This window comes from Sphaerochaeta sp. UBA5849 (genome assembly GCA_002432715.1).
In the GTDB taxonomy this organism is placed as follows: Bacteria; Spirochaetota; Spirochaetia; order Sphaerochaetales; family Sphaerochaetaceae; genus Sphaerochaeta.
In genome coordinates, this window is the sequence record DJGJ01000031.1 from 51,387 (window position 1) to 70,627 (window position 19,241).

17 protein-coding genes are annotated in these 19,241 nt (G+C 52.1%); 3 read left to right on the top strand and 14 right to left on the bottom strand.

What is annotated here, in order from left to right:
- Positions 1–34: 34 nt before the first annotated feature.
- From B3K89_RS05095 to B3K89_RS05105, 3 genes are all read right to left on the bottom strand, one after another.
- On the bottom strand, positions 35–1,693 hold the full coding sequence (locus tag B3K89_RS05095) for a GGDEF domain-containing protein (RefSeq protein WP_293896685.1): 1,659 nt from the start codon (positions 1,691–1,693) through the stop codon (positions 35–37).
- Positions 1,694–1,702: 9 nt separating this feature from the next.
- A complete protein-coding gene (locus tag B3K89_RS05100; protein WP_293896682.1) occupies positions 1,703–2,503 on the bottom strand; it encodes an NYN domain-containing protein in 801 nt (266 codons plus the stop codon).
- A 74-nt stretch (positions 2,504–2,577) separates the two neighbouring features.
- Entirely contained in the window at positions 2,578–3,831 is a 1,254-nt protein-coding gene (locus B3K89_RS05105) for an RluA family pseudouridine synthase (RefSeq protein ID WP_293896679.1), read from the bottom strand.
- A 92-nt stretch (positions 3,832–3,923) separates the two neighbouring features.
- Here B3K89_RS05105 and B3K89_RS05110 point away from each other — a divergent pair, with 92 nt between their 5' ends.
- Complete coding sequence (locus tag B3K89_RS05110; RefSeq protein ID WP_293896676.1) at positions 3,924–5,027, top strand: GGDEF domain-containing protein; 1,104 nt, start codon at positions 3,924–3,926, stop codon at positions 5,025–5,027.
- A 674-nt stretch (positions 5,028–5,701) separates the two neighbouring features.
- On the opposite strand, the gene B3K89_RS05115 is transcribed toward B3K89_RS05110, so the two are convergent.
- Positions 5,702–6,304 (bottom strand): hypothetical protein, encoded by a 603-nt coding sequence (locus B3K89_RS05115; protein ID WP_293896673.1) that lies wholly within the window; start codon positions 6,302–6,304, stop codon positions 5,702–5,704.
- 26 nt (positions 6,305–6,330) lie between these two features.
- Complete coding sequence (locus B3K89_RS05120; protein ID WP_345907148.1) at positions 6,331–7,677, bottom strand: MATE family efflux transporter; 1,347 nt, start codon at positions 7,675–7,677, stop codon at positions 6,331–6,333.
- 240 nt (positions 7,678–7,917) lie between these two features.
- On the opposite strand from B3K89_RS05120, the gene B3K89_RS05125 reads away from it, so the two are divergent.
- Entirely contained in the window at positions 7,918–10,344 is a 2,427-nt protein-coding gene (locus tag B3K89_RS05125; protein WP_345907149.1) for an EAL domain-containing protein, read from the top strand.
- A gap of 145 nt (positions 10,345–10,489) precedes the next feature.
- On the opposite strand, the gene B3K89_RS05130 is transcribed toward B3K89_RS05125, so the two are convergent.
- From B3K89_RS05130 to B3K89_RS05170, 9 genes are all read right to left on the bottom strand, one after another.
- The gene (locus B3K89_RS05130; protein ID WP_293908468.1) at positions 10,490–11,245 is read right to left on the bottom strand and encodes an amino acid ABC transporter ATP-binding protein; all 756 of its coding nucleotides are present in this window, start codon (positions 11,243–11,245) and stop codon (positions 10,490–10,492) included.
- Complete coding sequence (locus B3K89_RS05135; protein ID WP_345907150.1) at positions 11,245–12,045, bottom strand: amino acid ABC transporter permease; 801 nt, start codon at positions 12,043–12,045, stop codon at positions 11,245–11,247. Before B3K89_RS05135 ends, B3K89_RS05130 begins: the two co-directional genes overlap by 1 nt.
- 15 nt (positions 12,046–12,060) lie before the next feature.
- Complete coding sequence (locus tag B3K89_RS05140) at positions 12,061–12,648, bottom strand: transporter substrate-binding domain-containing protein (RefSeq protein ID WP_345907151.1); 588 nt, start codon at positions 12,646–12,648, stop codon at positions 12,061–12,063.
- Between the two features lie 28 nt (positions 12,649–12,676).
- Entirely contained in the window at positions 12,677–12,940 is a 264-nt protein-coding gene (locus B3K89_RS05145; RefSeq protein WP_345907152.1) for a hypothetical protein, read from the bottom strand.
- Between the two features lie 163 nt (positions 12,941–13,103).
- A complete protein-coding gene (locus B3K89_RS05150; RefSeq protein WP_293892399.1) occupies positions 13,104–14,123 on the bottom strand; it encodes a LacI family DNA-binding transcriptional regulator in 1,020 nt (339 codons plus the stop codon).
- Positions 14,124–14,181: 58 nt separating this feature from the next.
- The gene (locus B3K89_RS05155) at positions 14,182–15,537 is read right to left on the bottom strand and encodes an alpha-glucosidase (RefSeq protein ID WP_293892396.1); all 1,356 of its coding nucleotides are present in this window, start codon (positions 15,535–15,537) and stop codon (positions 14,182–14,184) included.
- Between the two features lie 13 nt (positions 15,538–15,550).
- Complete coding sequence (locus B3K89_RS05160; RefSeq protein WP_293892393.1) at positions 15,551–16,435, bottom strand: carbohydrate ABC transporter permease; 885 nt, start codon at positions 16,433–16,435, stop codon at positions 15,551–15,553.
- On the bottom strand, positions 16,435–17,322 hold the full coding sequence (locus tag B3K89_RS05165; protein WP_293892390.1) for a carbohydrate ABC transporter permease: 888 nt from the start codon (positions 17,320–17,322) through the stop codon (positions 16,435–16,437). The genes B3K89_RS05160 and B3K89_RS05165 overlap by 1 nt, the downstream gene beginning before the upstream one ends.
- A gap of 63 nt (positions 17,323–17,385) precedes the next feature.
- The gene (locus tag B3K89_RS05170) at positions 17,386–18,663 is read right to left on the bottom strand and encodes an ABC transporter substrate-binding protein (protein WP_293908472.1); all 1,278 of its coding nucleotides are present in this window, start codon (positions 18,661–18,663) and stop codon (positions 17,386–17,388) included.
- Positions 18,664–18,894: 231 nt separating this feature from the next.
- Here B3K89_RS05170 and B3K89_RS05175 point away from each other — a divergent pair.
- A partial coding sequence (locus B3K89_RS05175) for a hypothetical protein (protein WP_293892387.1) occupies positions 18,895–19,241 on the top strand: 347 nt, incomplete at its 3' end.

The window sequence follows — 19,241 nt, forward strand, 5'->3', positions numbered from 1 at the left end:
CAAGGGTGCCGAATTACTCGGCGTTGGTCAAGAATCACATCTTCATTGCACTCTTGCATCGATACATGGCCGCATCGGCCCGGTTTACGACCTGCACAAATTTCTCCTTCTTCTTGGGAATGAAAATATCATAGCCGACGGCAACTTCATACGTGACCTTGCCGGAAGAAGTAAAAAAAGTAAGTACTGCATCGGCCAACTTTGAAACCTGGTCCTCATCGACTTTGGGAATGAGGGCGATGAACTCATCACCACCGTACCGAAAGATGGTTGCCGAGGCCGGCAGAAGCCGGGTGATCCGTTGGCCGAAGTCCCTTAGTACAGTATCCCCGGCCTTGTGGCCTTGGGTGTCGTTGATTTTTTTGAGGTTGTTGATATCCATCATCAGGATACCCAGCACTTCGACCCGTTGTTGGTTGGATAGTCTCTCAACCTCGCGGTCGTAGGATGCCCTGTTACCGACTCCTGTCAGTGTATCGGTGTATGCAAGCTGCTGCAACAGTTGCTCCTTGCTCAACTGTTGGGTTTTCAATCTGACCAGGGTGACGCTGTGCCAGAACAGGATGACTGCTGAAAGCGCCATCCCGAAGTGAAGGATGACGGCGCTGTCGAGCTGGATGTTCATGGCAAGCAGCGCTACTTCCGCCAAGATTGATGCAAGCAAACAGACGAAGGCGAGCAAAAATGAGCTGAGCCGTCTGTTCCCCTTGGCGTACTCGTAGCAGAGGCAGGCAAACAGGCTGATCAAGAAGAGGACCAGGGCCAAGCCAGAAAAGAGCAACAGGTCGGTGTACTGGGCGATACCTGTAACTTGAAGCACGCCTCCGATGAGATACATGAGCAAAAAGAGCATCGAAAAGCGCCTGAAGTGCTTGATCCTCCGGTGGACCGGATAGGAGTAGCTGACGTAATTGGTCAGGAAGCTCGGAAGCAAGTACAGGGCGGCGAAGCTGAGATTCATGGGAAGGGCAGGGTTGCGCCAGAGCAGGAACTTGCTCGGAGTCTGGCTGAACACCCACCCACCAAGGGCGAGCAGGACCATCCCCAAGTAAAAGAAGCTCTTTCGCTCCTCCATGGACTGGACGGCAAAGGAGAAGATGGCGATGAGTGTCCCCAGCAGCAGCAGAGAGAAACCGAAGAAGAGGGATGGCCACTCCTTGAACTCGGATAGAATGAGAGAGGCCTTGCTGCCGGCACGTACTTCATGGATATGGCCGGCAAATGCATTGTTGGAGGTGTATTCGAACGTCAACGAAAGGGTTTTCCCCTGATGGGCATCGTCAAGACGGATGAAATGGGGTGTCGACCCCCCATATACCGGGCGGGCCCACCCTTGTTTCGGGCCCTCATACCGGTAAATGACACTTCCATCGACCGATACGGTGAGGCCGCTCATGCTCGTATTGACTGCAATGGCGGTGTTATGGTTGGGAAATGAGGCGGGTAGGCGATATGTTGCAGTGAAGGTTTTGCCCAAGAGATTTCCCTCGATGGAGTAGGGAAGCTTGACGTTTCTGGCGATAGGCTTGTCATTCTCATAGATGGTCCAAGGACCTTCCCATTCGATAACCGGCTCATTGTCCAAAGCGGGTATGGACAAAAACGAGTCAAAGTAACAGGCCATGCAAAACATGACTACGACCAAAGACAACAAGATGCGTTGCATGTGACGTTCAGCAGTGGCAGCCTTCATCATATGCTCCTATGCATGCGCAGCCTGGGATGCCTTTCGGATTTCGGGATGCCCTTTCTCGTTGAGCTTGCGCTCAATGAATTTATCCTGTTCCAGCTTGGACAGCAGATTGCCGAGGCTTCGGTAACTGCTGCGCTCGATCATACGGCTCTTGTCCATCTGATGGAATTTGACGCCCACATAGCTGACAAGCTGCCAGGCATCGGGGTCGAAGGAATCGATCACTTTTTTCATCAAATCCTCGACTTGAAGATCTATTTTCTTGGTATGCTCCGAATCGGGTTTCTCAACCTTCTTGACCTTTTCCTTCTGGGTGCCTTTCGGCTCTTCAGTCTTGGGCTTCGGCATGAAGGATTCAATGATCAGGATCTCATCACAGCAGTTGTTGAAAATCGGCTTGTCGCTCACCGCTTCCTTTGTCACCAGATATACTTCCTTCCCATACTTTCGCAATGCTTCCATGATCACCGTGAAATCACTGTCGCTGGTAATGAAGACATACCGGTCGATCACCGGGGTGTTGATGATGATGGTCTCCAGCGCTTCAAGGCTGATGATCAAATCGGCCCTGTTCTTGTAATTGGTGGTGATTGAAGGGGTGTCGCGGATGGTGAAGTTATACTCGGCAAGCTGTTTTTCCAATTTCTTGATGGACTTTGAGTTGCCGCAAGCCATCTTGATGACGAATATATTTTCTTCTTCTGGGCTGTCATTATGTTTGAGGGTGAGCTCCTCGAAGAGCATCTTCAAATCGAGGCCGGAAGGGATGTTCTCAAGATCGATGTAAATGGCATTGTTTTTTCTGCGCATGTGTCGCCCCCTGTCTGCCTACTATACACCAGCTTTGGCGCTCAAGAAAGTACGATGCAAGAACTACGTGCTGCCTAAAAAGGAATATCCGTACAAAAGGTCATCGGTTCGGCGGTAATCGGATGCACAAAGCTGATCATTTGGGCATGCAGGTACAGGCGGTCCTGCATGCCGCTGCCATAGAGCCGGTCTCCTACAATGGGCCTTCCCAATCCCTTGGGATGGGAACTGTGGAGCCTGAGCTGATGGGTCCTGCCTGTCAGCGGCTCGAATTGTACGCGGGTGACCAACCTGCCCTCGCGGGTGCGCTCGACACAAAGACGCTTGTACAACGTGGTTCCCCATTTGCCATGGATCTCATCGTATATCTGGTGGGGCCGGTTGTTGATATCGGCACGAAACGGGAGGGTGATGGTTCCACTCTCCTCTTTCAGTACACCTTCCAAGAGGGCGACATAGCGCTTTTTTACCTGTTGTTCACGGAACAGGCTGTGCATCCTTCGGTGGGCTTCCTTGTTCAGGGCGATTACGAGAAGACCGGATGTATCCATGTCGAGGCGGTGGGTTGCACATTGCAACGGGGCGTCAGGGAAAAGGACTCGGATCCGGCTCTCCACCGAGTCGATCTTGTCTTGTGTCCGTCCGGGAACCGATAAGAGTCCCGCTTGCTTGTTGACCACGGCGATGTGTTGGTCTCTATAGACTATATCCAGGCCGAGCATATGCTCCAATATGGGTTTGCATTTTTGGTCGCACGGCCCGTAAAAGGCCAGATGCTCGCGATTGGCACTGCAGCCGAAAAAGAATTCAGCCATGCTGACTGGATGCAGTCCTTGGGAGAGTGCTGCATGGAGCAACTTGATCGTGCAGCAATCGCCGCTTCCGGTAGGAATGCCGTCAGGAGGAAAGCATGCAGTGAGAGGGATGCGCTCTCCGTCGATGGTGGAAAGGCTGTACAGGCTGTAGTAGCGGGAAAGGGCTTCGTGTGAGAGGGCGGCTTGCTCCGGCGAACCTGCCAGCTCCTTGATTCTGTGGTCGTACTGCTGCATGTAGGCCGCGTAGTCCTGGTCGTCGACCAGGTGTGCAGCCCAACCGGGGAGGTTGCGCTTTCCACCGAGACTTCCGGAGAATGCTTTGAGCAATACATCGTTCCCTTCCCTGTCGCGGGCCGTCAACACGCCGAACATAATACCGCCGCCCTTTTGGAAAAACCGGTCGGTGCTGAAGCTGCACTCACTTTCAAAATCAACGGCGTGTTTTTCTGCAAGCAAGTGCTGCAGGTAGAGGGCGTGAATCTTTGCCGGGTACTGGGGAAGCGGTGGATGCATACGGCTATAGTACGCAAGTACAGCCGCTGTTGCAACCTTTCCCCTAGCCAAAGGGAAATGGCTGTGTCATCATACAAACCAAGGGTAACGCTATGCAAGCAACGTTGGAATTGGACATGCTATCCGTCGTCATGATGCTCTTCGCCATAGCCTTGGCCAGCAGAAGCGTACAGATCAATCCCCGTAATCGGTGGTACATTCTCTCCGCATTCTCCCTGCTTGTCTTGCTTGGAACCGAGCTGTTTGCCTATCAGGTGGATGATGTGGGCGTTGTCAGCCAGATTTTGTACCACCGGGCGACCAACGTGCTGGGGTTTTCCCTTTCCCCGGTTGTCTGCTTCTTCTTATTGCATTTCATCGGCTACTCAAGCTTTCACAAGTATAGCCCTGTTTTGGTGGTTCCCCTCATTCTCAATTCAATGTTCAGCCTTGCAAGCTATTGGACGGGATGGTTCTTTTTCGTTGATGGGCAGAACATCTATCGCCGCGGTCCGTTCTTTTTTGTCACCACCGTGATCACGTTCTTCTACTATGGGCTGAGCATTCTCCACCTGATACAATCGCTGCGACGGTATGAAAGTTCGGACCGTTTGCTGCTCATGTGCATTCTTATCACACCGATTATCGGCTTTCTTTTTCAATTGTTATTCCCTTGGGTGCTCACCCTCTGGCCGGGCATCGCTCTTTCTCTTCTGCTTTTTTACCTCTTTTTCTTGGAGCAACGCTATTCGATCGATACCCTGACCGGTCTCAGAAACCGTACCATGTTCATGCGGGATATTCTGGATTTGCAGCGAACCAGCCGGGATGGTACTTCGATTGTCGTCCTTGATGTCAACTATCTGAAGAAAGCCAATGATACCTGGGGGCATAAAGCCGGCGACGAGTTGTTGGTGAATGCCGGCTCCTTGATCGAGCAGTGTTTCAGGGGTCTTGGCAAAACCTACCGCGTCGGCGGTGACGAGTTTGCAGTCATCAGTTCCAAAATCGAGGGAAAGGAAATCGAACGGGCTCTTGCACTTTTGGATGTACAAACAGAACTGGCAAATTCAGGCAGGACGATCAAGCTCTCCCTGGCCTCCGGTGCTTCGTGGTGTGAGTCGTGCATCGGCAACTTGTTCAATACCTACATAGCTGCGGACAATGCCATGTACCGCAACAAGGAGGCGATGAAACGGAGGTCGGCCCATGGATGAGTGTGTGCACTATGCCCCCCGCATTTACCAAGAGGCAGGGAGAGCATCCGGTAGACTCCATACCCTTGGGAACGCTTGAGTGGCACGGGCTGCACAATGTAATGGGATTCGATGGTTTGCAATCTGATGGCATCTTAACCCGTGCGGCGAAACGGTTCGGGGGGAATTGCGTTTCCTCCTCTCCCCCTCGGACCGGAAGGAAATACCTTGATAGGTATGGACTTCACTACTATGACCAAGCCCCACCAGAGGCTGGAGGGGAGTTGCTACTGGGTCCCCAACGGCTTGTTCCTGATGATGCTCGAATCTCGGCCAAGCTAGCCGGATTCATCTGCCTCTTATAGGCATGGGCCCTCACCGAAAGCCTGGGCGCAAATGGCCGGGCAGTAGGAGAAACAGTACGATATCATCCTGCTCTCCTCGGTCACTGACTTCGACGCGCAGAGTTCTGTGACCCAGCAGGACCACGCCGGCTGAAATGAGACATCGGTCATGATGACTCTGAATCCCGACTTGGTGGGCCTCAGCCGCTCGATTTGAAAGGCGAGGAACCACGTCTCTCCACAGCCGGATACGGAGAGTATTTGATCGAGACTACCGTTGAGGCAGGAGGGTGCAAGGTGGTGGAATTGTGGTTGTAAAAAGCAGGTTTAGCCCTCAACACCCCAATGCCCTTATGAAAGCCAGTACTGTTTTGTGCGAATCAGGGCCTCGGTGACAGCCTTCCAGTTCTCTGCATCCTTGAACATCCAGCTGCCGGTCATGCCCAGTACATGCGGGTTGTCCAGGTAGTGGTTCATCATCGACTCGTCGATGTGGCCGGCTACGAAGAAGGAGAAACCGCCTTCGGCGGCCATCCTGTCAATGAATGCGAGGCCCCCAAGTTCTTCCACTGGATAGCAACCGAGCACATTCAGTTGATGCAAAGCGGCTAAATTTGCCTGGGTGGTGACCGGAAAGATGGGAATTGAGCGGCTGTGGCACAATTCAATCATGCGCTCGTCAAAGAGAGGGGAGAATACAAATTCTGCACCGCCCTGGATTGCCTGCCTGGCTTGTTCGTAGGTCTGCACATTTCCGGCTCCGACCAGAAGATCTTGTTCTTGTGCCAAGGCCTTGAGCAGGGCCAGGCCGTCGGGGCCTTGCTGGCTGACATTGACGGCCCTGACTTTGCTGTCCTTGAAGGCTTGGATGAGCCTTGGAGCCTGGTCCAAGGTATACAACTTTACCATGGGGATGCATCGGACTTTGGAGAGAGTGAAGGTGGTCGTATCCATGAGAACCTCCTATCGGTGGTTCCAGTTTACTTGGTTTGACGCATCCAGTCGACCGAAAAATAGTAGATGAAAAAGATTACCGAGCTGATCGTCCACGTAACAGGGTAGGCCCAGTAGACGACTCGGATGTCCATAACGATGGACAGTCCCACCTGGATGAAGATGATGCGGAAGATGCACCAGACGGCAAGCATGACGCTCATCGGGACGATGGACTTGCCCGCCCCCCGGAAAATTCCGGCCATCGCATGGCTGAGTGCGAGGGCCCAGAGGAACAGGCTTGCAATGCGGGACTTCTGCACCCCGAAGGCTATAACTTCCGGATCACGGCTGAACAGGGCGATCAACGGTTCTGAGCCGAAGTACATCAACAGCCCGATGGTTTCGGCAAGCACCATGGCAAAGACCGCCCCAAAGCGGGCTCCCTTTCGTACCCGCTCATACTCACCGGCCCCCATGTTCTGGCCGGTGAAGGTCGTAAGCGCAAGGGCGAAGGCGGTGATGGGGATGAAGGCAAAGCCTTGGATGCGCATGAACGCCCCNNCCCCGTTGCCTGCCATAGCCGCCGGTCCGAAGAGGTTGATCGAGGATTGAAGAATGATATTTGCAAAGCTTGTCACCGAGTTCTGGATTCCCGATGGGATGCCCAGCCTGAGGATAGGGGCGAGAAACCCCTTATGGAAACGTATATGTTTCAAACGCACCTTGATGATATCACCGGTGGTAAAGAGCAGGCGGAAACTCAGGATGGCGCTCACCGCCTGGGCTATGATGGTGGCATAGGCGGCTCCTGCGATTCCCATGCCCAGTACTGCAACAAACACCAGATCCAAGACGATGTTGATGACCGAGGAGACGATGAGAAAGTACAATGGATGACGGCTGTCCCCGACCGCTTGCAGGATTCCGCTGGCGGTATTGTAGAGAATGAGGGTGCCGATGCCCAGAAAGTAGATGCGGATATAGAGTTCTGCATCGTTGAACACACTTGGCGGTGTCTGCATCCAGACCAGTATCGGAGGGGCGAAATAGTACCCGAGTACTGTGAGCAGTACGCTGCCGGAAAGCCCGAGGGCTACGGTTGTGTGCACAGCCTCTTGTACGGCAGCCTTGTCGCCTTCGCCGAAGGATTTGGAGATGACCACACCTGCACCTACGAAGATGCCCTGGAATAGCCCGATCAGCAGCATGGTCAGCGACCCGATGGAGGAGATTGCGGCCAGCGACTCCTTGCCGATGAAATTTCCCACTACCAGGGAGTCGGCGGTGTGGTAGAGTTGTTGGAAAAGATTGCCCAGGAAGATGGGAATCGCAAAGGAGAGCAGATTCCTTTGGATGGATCCGGTGGTCATCAGTTTTGTGTGCGTTCCCATATGTTGTAGTACTCTAGTCCATCACAGCCGATCATGCAAGTTGCAATCAATTTTGCGAACGTGCCTTGAGGCAAAAAGAGCTGTTTTTCTTGTCTCTGCAAGCCCCTTGGCGGTGGTCCAGCTCTTTTCACTCTGTGGTATCACCCTTCTGGCTGTGATGAGCAGTTGCGTTCGGACAGAATTTTCTCTCGTGGGACCAATCCTCATGTATACTGCATAGTAGGTGCAAGGAGAGCTGACTTGGATACACATATTTTAGCGGTCGGTACATCCCGGGAAAATCGGGTGATTATGCAAGCGGCCTTGACATCGCATGAGCTCTCCTTCGCAGAGGATGGAAAACAGGCCTTGGAATGCATTGCCAAGCTCTCAGACCTCGTTCTGATACTCATCGATGCCACAGGCGACACCCTTGACGCCCTCTTGTTGCTTCACGCCATCGAACAGAATCCCCGCTACGCTGTTATGCTGATCGCCCATAGCGGAGACAGTGATTCAATCCTGCACCCGCCGCTTACTGCTGCTGTTGTGTCCAAGCAGGTTGCGCAGGTTTTGCAAAAGGACCGCAGCAAGCTGCTCAACGAGCAGGCCTTCCTCTTCAACGCCATTTTCTGGCAGGCCCCGATGGGCATCACCATCTCCCATGGCATCGGTCCGATCGATGGTCCGATCAACGAGGTGTTCAGGGTGAATCCCCGGTTCGAGGAGATCACCGGATGGACGAGCGAGGAGCTGAAAAGCCTCGGGTGGGCCGCAATCACCCATCCTGATGACCTTGAGGCCGACCTTGAGCAGTTCAGGCGGCTGCAGGCAGGAGAGATACCGAGCTACTCCCTTCAAAAACGGTATATAAAACCGGATGGCTCCGCTGTGTGGGTTTCCATGGTGGTTGCTTCACTGCAAATCCAAAGCAATCACTCCTACAGCCATATCTGTCTGGTCCAGGACATCTCAGAGCGGAAGGAAGCGGAACAGAGGCTTGCAGAAAGCGAGCGCAGCAAATCGATGCTGCTTTCCCATCTGCCCGGCCTTGCCTACCGGACCAAGTATGACCATGACTGGACGGTGCTCTATGTCTCCAATGGGTGCAAAGCCTTGACCGGGTATGAAAATGAGAGTCTCTTGCATAATCGTGATATCTGCTTCAATGACCTGATCGTACCTTCGTATCAACAGGGAATCAGAGCGGAGTGGGCGCGGGTGTTGCCGTTGCACCAGACGTTCACCTATGAGTATGAAATCATCAAGGCTGACGGGCAGCGGTGCTGGGTATGGGAGACCGGACAGGGCCTGTATGGCCAAGATGATGAAGTATTGGAACTTGAGGGTATCATTCTCGATATTTCGGATCGAAAGAAAATCGAGCACGAGCTCATGTTCCTCAACGAGCATGATATATGGACCGGCCTGTACAACCGCCGATACCTTGAACAGTTGCTGTTTTCGGATGCCGATCTGCATCCGTCACTCAAGCGTGCCGTGCTTGCAGTCAACCTGAGTGCACTGCATACCTCAAGCATGACCTATGGTTTTCAATATACCCAGGAGATAATCAAGAAGGTCTCAAGCTCCTTGCTTGTGCTCTGCTCCGATCAGTGTCTTCTGTGCAAGACGCATGAGTATCGATTCTCTTTTTATGTGAAAGACTATCGTGATAAAGAGGATTTGATAGCCTTTTGCAAAAGGATATCATCACTTCTTGAGACCTTCCTGATCATTGAAGGCATCAATTGGGGCATCGGTATTGTCGAGATAGGCAAGGGGACGACCAAGGATGTGGAGCAGTTGTTGAGAAATGTCTTGGTTGCTTCTGAGAAGGCGTTGCAGCAATTGCATGACGATAGCTCCTACTGCTTTTTCGACAAGGCGATGGAGGAAGAGCTCTACCGTGAGGAAGTGATAACTGCTGAACTCAGTCGGATTGCAGCCGGAGAGGGAAACGGCTCGTTGTTTCTCAACTATCAGCCGATTCTTGATCTCGGGACGAACAGGATTGTTGGTTTTGAGGCCCTTGCTCGTCTGCAGATACCTTCACTGGGCCTTATCCCGCCGCTTCAGTTCATCCCGATCACCGAGAAAACCAAGCTTATCATCCCCTTGGGAGACTCCATCATTCTTCAAGCCCTGCGGTTTCTCAATACGGTGCAAAGCCTCGGGTATTCCGATATTTTCCTTTCCATCAACATCTCAGCCATACAGTTGCTGAAGCATGATTTTAATGCCAACCTGCTGAGAATGATCAAGGCGATGCAGGTCGATCCCCACTCCATCTGCCTCGAAATAACTGAATCGGTGTTTGCATCCAATTATCAGGATATCAACAGGGTGCTGGGGCAGCTGCAAAGTCTGGGAATCCAGATTGCAATTGATGATTTTGGTACCGGCTACTCATCCCTCGCCCGCGAGCGGGAGCTTAACATCAACTGTTTGAAGATTGACAAGTCCTTCATCGACAAACTCATGACCCTCTCCGAAGAGCAGGCGATAACCGGTGACATCATAAGTATGGCCCACAAGCTCGGTCACTGTGTCGTAGCAGAAGGGATCGAGCATGAAAAGCAGCTTCAGTACCTAAGAAAATTCAATTGTGATAAAATCCAAGGCTATTTGATCAGCAGGCCGGTGGATGATAAAGCTGCGCTGGCGTTGCTCAAAGCCCAAACCTGAAAGATTCGATGCTATGAGATGATCAAAGCGGTAGACAGGGTTGCTATTTCTCCAAGCCCTTGGAAAAAAAATGCCTTTCTGGCATTGGTCGGCTAACCAAACAAGAATTGATGTGAACGTGAATCGGTCATCCATCTTGGTCGGATCAGCTGCCTTGACGGACTGCATCGCCGGTGAATCTGCTGAGAAACTCTTTCAGCTGGGGACTCTTGGGGTTGGAGAAGAGGTTCTTTGGTTCTCCCTCCTCTTCGATTTTCCCATCGAACATATAGACTACATGGTTGGAGACATCCCGTGCAAAAGCCATCTCATGCGTGACTACCAGCATGGTGGTTCCCTCCTTGGCCAAGGCCTTCATGACATCGAGGACCTCTCCGACCATCTCAGGGTCGAGGGCGGAGGTAGGTTCATCAAACAGCAGGATCTCAGGCTGCATCGCCAGGGCGCGGGCGATTGCAACCCGTTGCTTCTGCCCGCCGCTGAGCTGGTGCGGCTTGGCATTGATGTGACTGGTCATGCCCACCTTGTCCAAGTAGAACAGTGCTGATTGATAGGCTTCCTCCTTCGACTTCTTCAAGACCTTGATTTGGCCGACCATGCAGTTGCTGAGTACCGTGTGATTGTTGAAGAGATTGAAGGATTGGAAGACCATCCCCACCTTGGCCCGGTACTTGGCCTCGTTCACATGGTCGCTGAGGATGTTCCGCCCGTGAAAGAGGATGTTGCCCGAAGTGGCGCTCTCCAGGAGGTTGATGCATCGAAGCAGGGTGGACTTGCCTGAGCCCGAGGCTCCGATGATTGAAGTAACATCCCCCGGCCGCACTTGGAAATTGATGTCCTTGAGAACCTCGTTCGCCCCGAAGTGTTTGGACAGGTGTTCTATTTTCAATATTTCAGGCATTATGTCCTCCTCTTGGGCTTGCGGGGGAAGTTCATCATGCCGCTGGTGTATGCAAGCGTATCGGTTGTGGCAAGATCGAAATTGGCAGGGCCGTCCATCCGGTTTTCCCAGGCGAGCAGGATTCGCGAGGAGACGAAGGTAAGTATGAAGTAGATGATGAGGATGACCGTGGCTGCCTCAAAGTAGGTATACAAGGCTCCTGGGATGCTCTTGAAGGTGAAAAAGAGCTCCACTGTTCCAATGATGGACAGTACACAGGTATCCTTGATGTTGATGATGAGGTTGTTGCCGATCTGGGGCATGATATTTCTCAGTGCCTGGGGAAGAATCACGGACAACATCGTTTGGAAGTGATTCATGCCGATGGCTTTTGCTCCCTCCGTCTGTCCGATGTCGACCGACAAGATGCCGCCGCGCACCGTTTCGGCCATGTAGGCTCCGGTGTTTATGGAGACGATCAGGATTGCAGCCTCCCACATCCCGAGGTTGAGACTGAAGACTTGGCTGGCACCGTAATAGATGAACGCAGCCTGCAGCATCATGGGGGTACCGCGGAACAGTTCGACATAGGCTGTAAGGAGCACTTTTGCAAGTTTCAGGATGATCCTGTAGGCCAGGTTGTCCTTCTTCTTCGGCTCCAAAGTCTGGACAATGCCGACGGCAAAGCCGATCAAGCAGCCAAGAGCGGTACAGACAATGGCGATCACCATGGTGGTCGCGGCCCCTTTTGCAAGGGAGCCGCTGTACGTTTGGAGGATGTAGAGCATCCTCTGAAAGAAATTCATTTCAGATATAGACATGCCACTTCCTTCAGGTTAGTTGGACAATGGCTGGACTGCAATGGCACTCTCCATCATGGCGTTGAAGTCATCGACGGTGAGGGTGTCCAACACGCTGTTGATGGCCTTGGTCAGCTCAGGGTTCTTCTTGGAGACCGAGATGCCGATGTTGATCTCCTCCTCACTGACCTTGAAATCATCGTTTGAACCTGCAAAGTCGAGGATTTTCATAGTCGGGTAGGCGATGATGGCAGCTTTTGCAGTGGGCATATCGGTACAGATGAAGTCGACACGCTTGCTGTTCAGCGCTACGAGCATGGCCGGTGCAGACTCCTGGGCGGGGAGAATCTTGGCATTGGGAACCTGTGGCAGGCAGGTGTCGTACCAGATGGTTCCGAGCTGACTGGTGCAGGAAGCTCCGGCAAGGTCGGTGATACCCTTTGCCGAGGCATACTTGCTGTCGCCGTTGGTCAGGCAGACAATCGAGGCGTAGTAGTACGGGGATGTGAAGTCAACCATCTGTTTTCGTTCCGAGGTGATGGATTGGCCTGCGATGACGCAATCGACGGTTCCTGACTGCACCGCAGGTACGAGGGAGTCCCAAGTCCAACTTGACAATCTCAAGCTTGTATCCCAGGCGTTCGGCGATCAGCTAGGCCATTATGCCATCATAGCCGTATGCGAACTCCTTCGAGCCGGAGATGGGCACGGCCTCGTTTGCATTGGTGGTCTGGGTCCAGTTGTACGGTGCATATCCGCACTCCATGGCGACTCTCAGGACCTTGGCGTCTGAAGAGGAGGCTTCCGACTTCCCTTGGGCGAACAACAAGCGGTCAGGCAGAGCATTACGACCAGCACAGTGATGTTTTTTCTCATTGGATTTCTTCCTTTCTCTCTGTAGTGCACAGAGCCCCACGAGCCTATTTGAATGTTCATAAGCATATAACTATGTGTTAATTTGTTATATAAATAACTTTGTGCATAAGATTAGGGCGTTTGACACACCGATACACCCCATCCGGTTACCTAGGGGGTGTATGAGAATGAAACTGCGCCCGTCGGGGGTGCTTGAAGCCGGTCTAGAGTTTTCGCACCGAATCGCGAATCTGCAGATAAATCGGCAGCGTGATTCTCGGCTGCTTTACCGCTTCTCCATGGATCAAGCGCATCAACATCTCGATTGCCAATCGCCCTTTTTCGCTTGAATCCTGATGGACGGTCGTCAGTCTTGGCGTGACCAGCCGTGAGAAAATATTGTCGTCAAAGCCGGTGATGGAGATATCCTGAGGAATCCGGACACCGCAATCTTGCAAGAAGGTAAGCGCCTCTGCGGCATAATAATCGGAGGAGAATACCAAGGCTGTGTACCCTGCCTTCTTGCTGGTGATCTCCAGATAGATTTTTTCCCGCTTCATGCGGTCGTAGGGCAGAGGCAGCTTCGCCGTATCAGGCAGCGTCAAACCCCGTTCGCTGAAAGCCTGCTTGCAACCGGCGAAGCGCTCCGAATCGCCTCCGGGAAAGATGGGGTTGCAGGGAAGGAAGAGCATGTTGGTATGCCCCATGGAGAGCAGATATTTGGTTACCTCATACCCTCCCTTCTTATCCTCCAAGCCAATGTTATAGTAGACATGATCATCATCATTGAAAAAACAGTCGATGTAGACCAAGGGAATATCGATGCTGGAGTTGATGATGCTGCAAATCTTGCCGGGAACCCAGACAAGAATCAAACCATCCATTTTCCATGACTTGGAAAGACGGACCACTTCATCCTCATCACTGGAGACGTACAGCATCATATAGTATCCTGCTACTCGGATATCCCGTTCCATAGCGCCCAGGATGGCCGATGAGAAGGGGTCCTCCAACACCGTCTCATTGTGCCGAGGTTCAGTGAACATGATGACCCCGATGATGCGGGAGTTGTTGTGCAGCAGCATCATGGCTCCCATGTTGGGAGCATACTTTTCCGAGTCAATAATCGCCTGCACTTTATGCAGGGTGGCAGCTGAGACCTTGTTGGTGCGGCCATGAATGACATTCGCAACGGTAGTAGCGCTCACGCCGGCCTTGCGGGAGATTTCCTTGATTGTAGCCATATCCGCCCATTCTACAAATTCAACGGATGGAAGTATACTCCCATCCGTTGTTGGTTTTCTATTTCAGATATCCCAGCCAGCGCTCTTGCTTGCTGATCATCCGATCAACCATCTCTTCGAGGTTGGAGGCTTGATGAACCACTGGATTCGCAAGGAGAGCTTGGATGGCATACTCCTTTTTTTCGTGGATGATCGCTTCGGCCGTCATATCGTAGACTCCGGCATATGCACGAAGCAGCGCCAAATATCCCTTCGGGACACTCTCCATCCTGATCCCCCGTATACCGCTCTTATCGATGATGGCAGGAACTTCCACCGCCAGCCAGGACGGTAAATCGTCGAGCAAGCCTGTGTTCAGGACGTTTACGGCTGCTTCTTCATACTTGGCATCGGTAAGCATGCCGTCGATGATGGGAATCACCCGCTCGGAAGTCTCCAAATGAATTTCATGAGGGACTTCCTGGGAGAGCATGACCTTGTAGACATCGTAGAAATCGAGAATGCCCCGATGATCCACCACATCCCAAGCCCAGCCCAAGTACTCACCGAAATGGCTGTCGGTGGTTATGGGAAGCAGGTGGTAGTTCTTGAGCATGAACCGTATCAATTTGCGGTCGGCCCACTTATAGGCGCTCTTTTGGTCGGTCTCCCCTTTTTGGAATTTTTCTGAAGCATCGAGCGAGCCGGTTTTCCTGTATGCATCGTATAAGTCGCTGTAACCGGGTTCCTGCTCGAAAAACGATTCGGCTTTTGCAAGCACCTCGGGATAGAGATCCCTTCCACTCCTGCGGTCGGTCAAGGAGAGCATGCAGGAAAAATGGTTCAGCCCGGCGGCGCGATAGTGGAGGTCCTCATGGTTCATGCCCAGCATCCTGGGCAGCCAGCGGCCCAGCCAGCCGATTTCATGGCACATCCCCACAAATTTTGCCTGGGGATACTTGCGCTTGACCGTAGTACAGATGGCCGTCATCGGGTTGGAATAGTTGAAAATCCAAGCATTGGGACAGATTTCCATGGCATCCTTGACGATTTCCAGGATTACCTTGCCAATGCGAAGCGAATGGAAAACTCCTCCCGGCCCGCCGTTCTCCCCGTATACTTGGTGCACGCCGTACTGAAGGGGGATCTTCCAATCCTCATCCCACATCTGGAAACGATTGCCCACCTCGATGGAGGATATTATGAAATCAGCACCGACGAAGGCACTCCTTCGATCGGTGGTTGCCGTAACCGTATAGCGCAGGCCGTGCGACTGGATGAAATCCTTCGTTGTCTGCAACACAACATCCAAAGCTTTTGCATTGATGTCGAGCAATGTTATCTCGCTTCCTGTGAGTGTTTTGCTGGTGAAGATGTCTCCCAACGTACCCAAGCCAAACTGGATGCTTCCAGCACCAACCAGAACAATTTTCATCGTTTCTCTCCCTCTATTTAATTGAACCTTCAACCATACCCTTGATGATGTATCGTTGTGCGAAAATATATAAGACAATAATCGGCAGCATGGCTATCAAGGTTGAGGTGAGAATCAAATCCCATTGCTTGAGATAGGCACCGGCGAACGCCGTCACCGCTATGGGAATTGTCTGCACCCTCCCGTTGGAGCCAAGGACCAGCAGGGGCAATAGATAATCGTTCCAGATCCATATGCCGTTGAGGATGAGGACTGTGATCATGATCGGTTGCAGCAGCGGGAACACAATCCTGAAGAAGATGGTGCTCTTCGGACACCCGTCGATGGTGGCCGATTCCTCAATCTCCAGAGGGATGTTCTTGATGAAGCCGTGGAAGATGAAAATCGACAGCGGGCTTCCGAATCCGAGGTATGCGAATACGATTCCTCCTACGGTTCCCAGCAAACGGAAATTTAAAAATTCTCCTATCACCCGCATCCAGCGGACCAAGGGATACATCAAGACTTGGAAGGGAATGACCATGGCGGAAACAAAGGCCATGAAGAGGATGGTCGACCAGAGGGTCTTGTTGCGCACCAAGATCCATGCAGCCATGGAGGAGAAGATGGATATGACCAAAAGCGAAAGTACCGTGATGACAATGCTGTCTATGAAGGCGCCCATATAGTCAACCGTTGGATTACTGAAAATCAGTCCAACATTCACCCCGAGTTGCTTCCAGCTTGTAGGAAGGGCGATGGCATTGAAGATGATTTCCCGTGATGTTTTGGCCGAGTTCAGCACAACCATGATAAACGGGAACATGAACAGCAGGAAGAGCAGGATTGTCAGCAGCTCCAAGAGCAGCAGATCGGGCTTCAGATACCGGTTGTTTTTACCTATGTGTAGTGGTTTCATCACATCTCCACCTCTTTCTTCTTATTGACTGATACCTGGATCAGGGAGACGATCAACAAGGCAATGAACAGGACCACTGCCTTGGCTTGGGCTTCCGCCATCCGGTTTGCAGTGGCGGTATTGAAAATATTCATAGCCAATAACTGACTTGCCTTGACCGGTGCATCCATGAAGCGGGTGGCGGGTCCTCCGTTTGTCAGTGTCATATTCATATCGAATTGTTTGAATGACGTAGTAAGCGTCAAGAAAATGGAGATGGTGAATGCATTGGCCATCATGGGAATGAGTATGTGAATGACCCGATGGAAATAGTTGGCCCCGTCTACATTTGCCGCCTCCATGAGGGAGGAGGGGATGCTTTGGATCGCTGCAACAAAAATCAGCATGATGTAGCCGGCGTACTGCCAGGTGTTGACCACTGCCATCGTCCAGATGACGGTGTTCGGCATACTGAGAAAGGATGTTTCCAAAAAAGCTATGGAGTAGGTTGTTCCGATCTTGACCAGGATGTTGTTCAGGATGAACTGCCAGATGTAGCCCAGCACGATTCCTCCGATCAGGTAGGGGACGAAGAAACCCGAGCGGTAGAAGTTCCGCCTTCGGATTTTGCTGGTCACTATCAAGGAAAGAATAAAGCTGACGATGTTGATGAATACGATATTGATCAACGTATAGGCGATGGTAATCAGAAACGAGTAGATGAAATCCGGTGACGACGCCAAGCCTCTGAAATTCTTCAGTCCGACAAAGGCGACATCATCACTTACCCCATTCCAGTCCGTAACAGAGTAGTAAAGGCCGAAAAAGAAGGGAATGATGATGATCATGATGAAGGTGAGGACGCATGGTGCGAGAAATACAATGTTGACTGTACTATTCTTTTTCATTGGTGTTCGCTCCCCGGTAAGATCCTGCACAGGATGACTCCTGTGCAGGAAACGAATGATGCATTACATATTCGGAAGGTTGGCGACCGCCTTCTTCATGTCTGCGATGAACTGATTGAGATTGTTCTGGTTCTGTGCAAACAGGTCGAAAATCGGGCCGAAGACATTCTGGCCGGCTCCATCGGGAAGCATGCCGAAGAAGACGCCGTAGTTGCCGCCCTTGGCGTTTGCAGCCATCAGGGCCTGACTGAGCTGTCCGGCGGGCTGGAGCTTCACGGACTTGAAGGCAGGAATCATACCGGCCTTGTTGACCATGTAATCATGTCCTTCAGCAGTTGTGGCCATAGCCGTCAGGAATGCTTTCGCAGCCTCGGCATTGGGGCTCTTCTCGTTCACGCAATACCAACTCGGAGCAAAGAGATAGAGACCCGTCTGCTCGGTATCGAGGAATGCATGCGGGGCATAGCCAATCGGGAAGGTTACGCCAAGTTGCTTCAAGTTGGGATCAACCCAGTTGCCCTGATGCAGGAATGCAGTCTTGCCCTGTGCAAAGGCACCTACCTGGTCATCATAGCTGCCGTTGAGCAGGATCTTCTGGTCTGCATACTTGAACAGCAGCTGCAGGTACTTGGCATACTGGAGGAACCGTTCATCGTCAAGCTTGCCTTGCAGGGCCATGTCGATGATGCTCGTATCATTGAAGTCAAGCCCGCCGCCCCAATAGCAGGCAAGGTTGTGCTGGGCTGCCACCCACCACATGCCACCTGCAACCGATGCCGCCATGGCAACCGGAGCATCGATTCCCAACTCGGCCTTCTTGGCTTCCAACGTTTTGAATGCTTGTTCATAAGCTGCTCGAGTAGTCAACTTTGCCGGATCGATGCCTGCCTTGGCAAGGATGTCGGCATTGTATGCCAGTCCATAGCCTTCGATGGCAACCGGGAAACCATACACTTTTCCATCAACCTTGAAAGCAAGGTCGGTGTCAGCCACCCAGCTCTGGTCGGAGAGGTCGGCAATGTAATCCTTCCAGATGTCATAGCCGCCGCGGCCTTCGATCACAAAGATGTCGGGCATCTGGCCGGCTTGGGCTTTTGCCTTCAACGCCCCACCGTAGTCGGCTCCGCCTCCAAGGGTTTCCACTTTCACGGTCACTCCAGGGGTGGCTGCAGAATACGTTGCAGCATATTCATCAATGGCATCCTTGATCTCAACCTTGAGCTGGAACATATTGACGGTTGTTTCTTTTTCAGCTTCCTTTGTGCCTGCTCCGAACACGGTACCGGCTGCCAGGACGAGCATGAGGCTGATCGCCACCATGTTCAACAGTTTTTTCTTCATTTCAATAATCCTCCTTCGTACATTTGTGATACAACCTGTCGGTTATTCCGACAGGTGTTACGTAACACCTGTTGGTATTGTAGCATGCTATTGCAACCTGTCAACCCTATAAATTGCTAATTCTGTATGTTTTATACATTGCATTGCTTCTGCAACCTGTATACCGGATGCGAATCGAGGCCTCTGCCGATGTACTTTACAAAGCCATTTTTTGTGCTCATAGTGGGGGGTATGAAACCATACAAATGCTTTGCTTGCACACTCATGCTTTTTCTTGCAATAGCAGTGCCTGCCTATTCTGATGAGTCATCAACGTTGCATCTCATGTTCTCCAAGGGCCCGCAAAGTCTCTCCTACACCAAGCAGTTTGAAACAGCCGTCCCGATTCCGATGATACATCAGATCATCGACCAGTTTGTGCAGCAGTTGGGGAAATATCGATCAGTGGAAGGGACAAGCAATCCCTACAAGCTGGTGTTTGAGGAAGGTACTGTTACCGCCACTATCACCTTGGATGGGTCGAGCAATGTGGCCGGTCTGCAGTTTACTGAAATCATGGGTCAATCACTTTTCCTGTG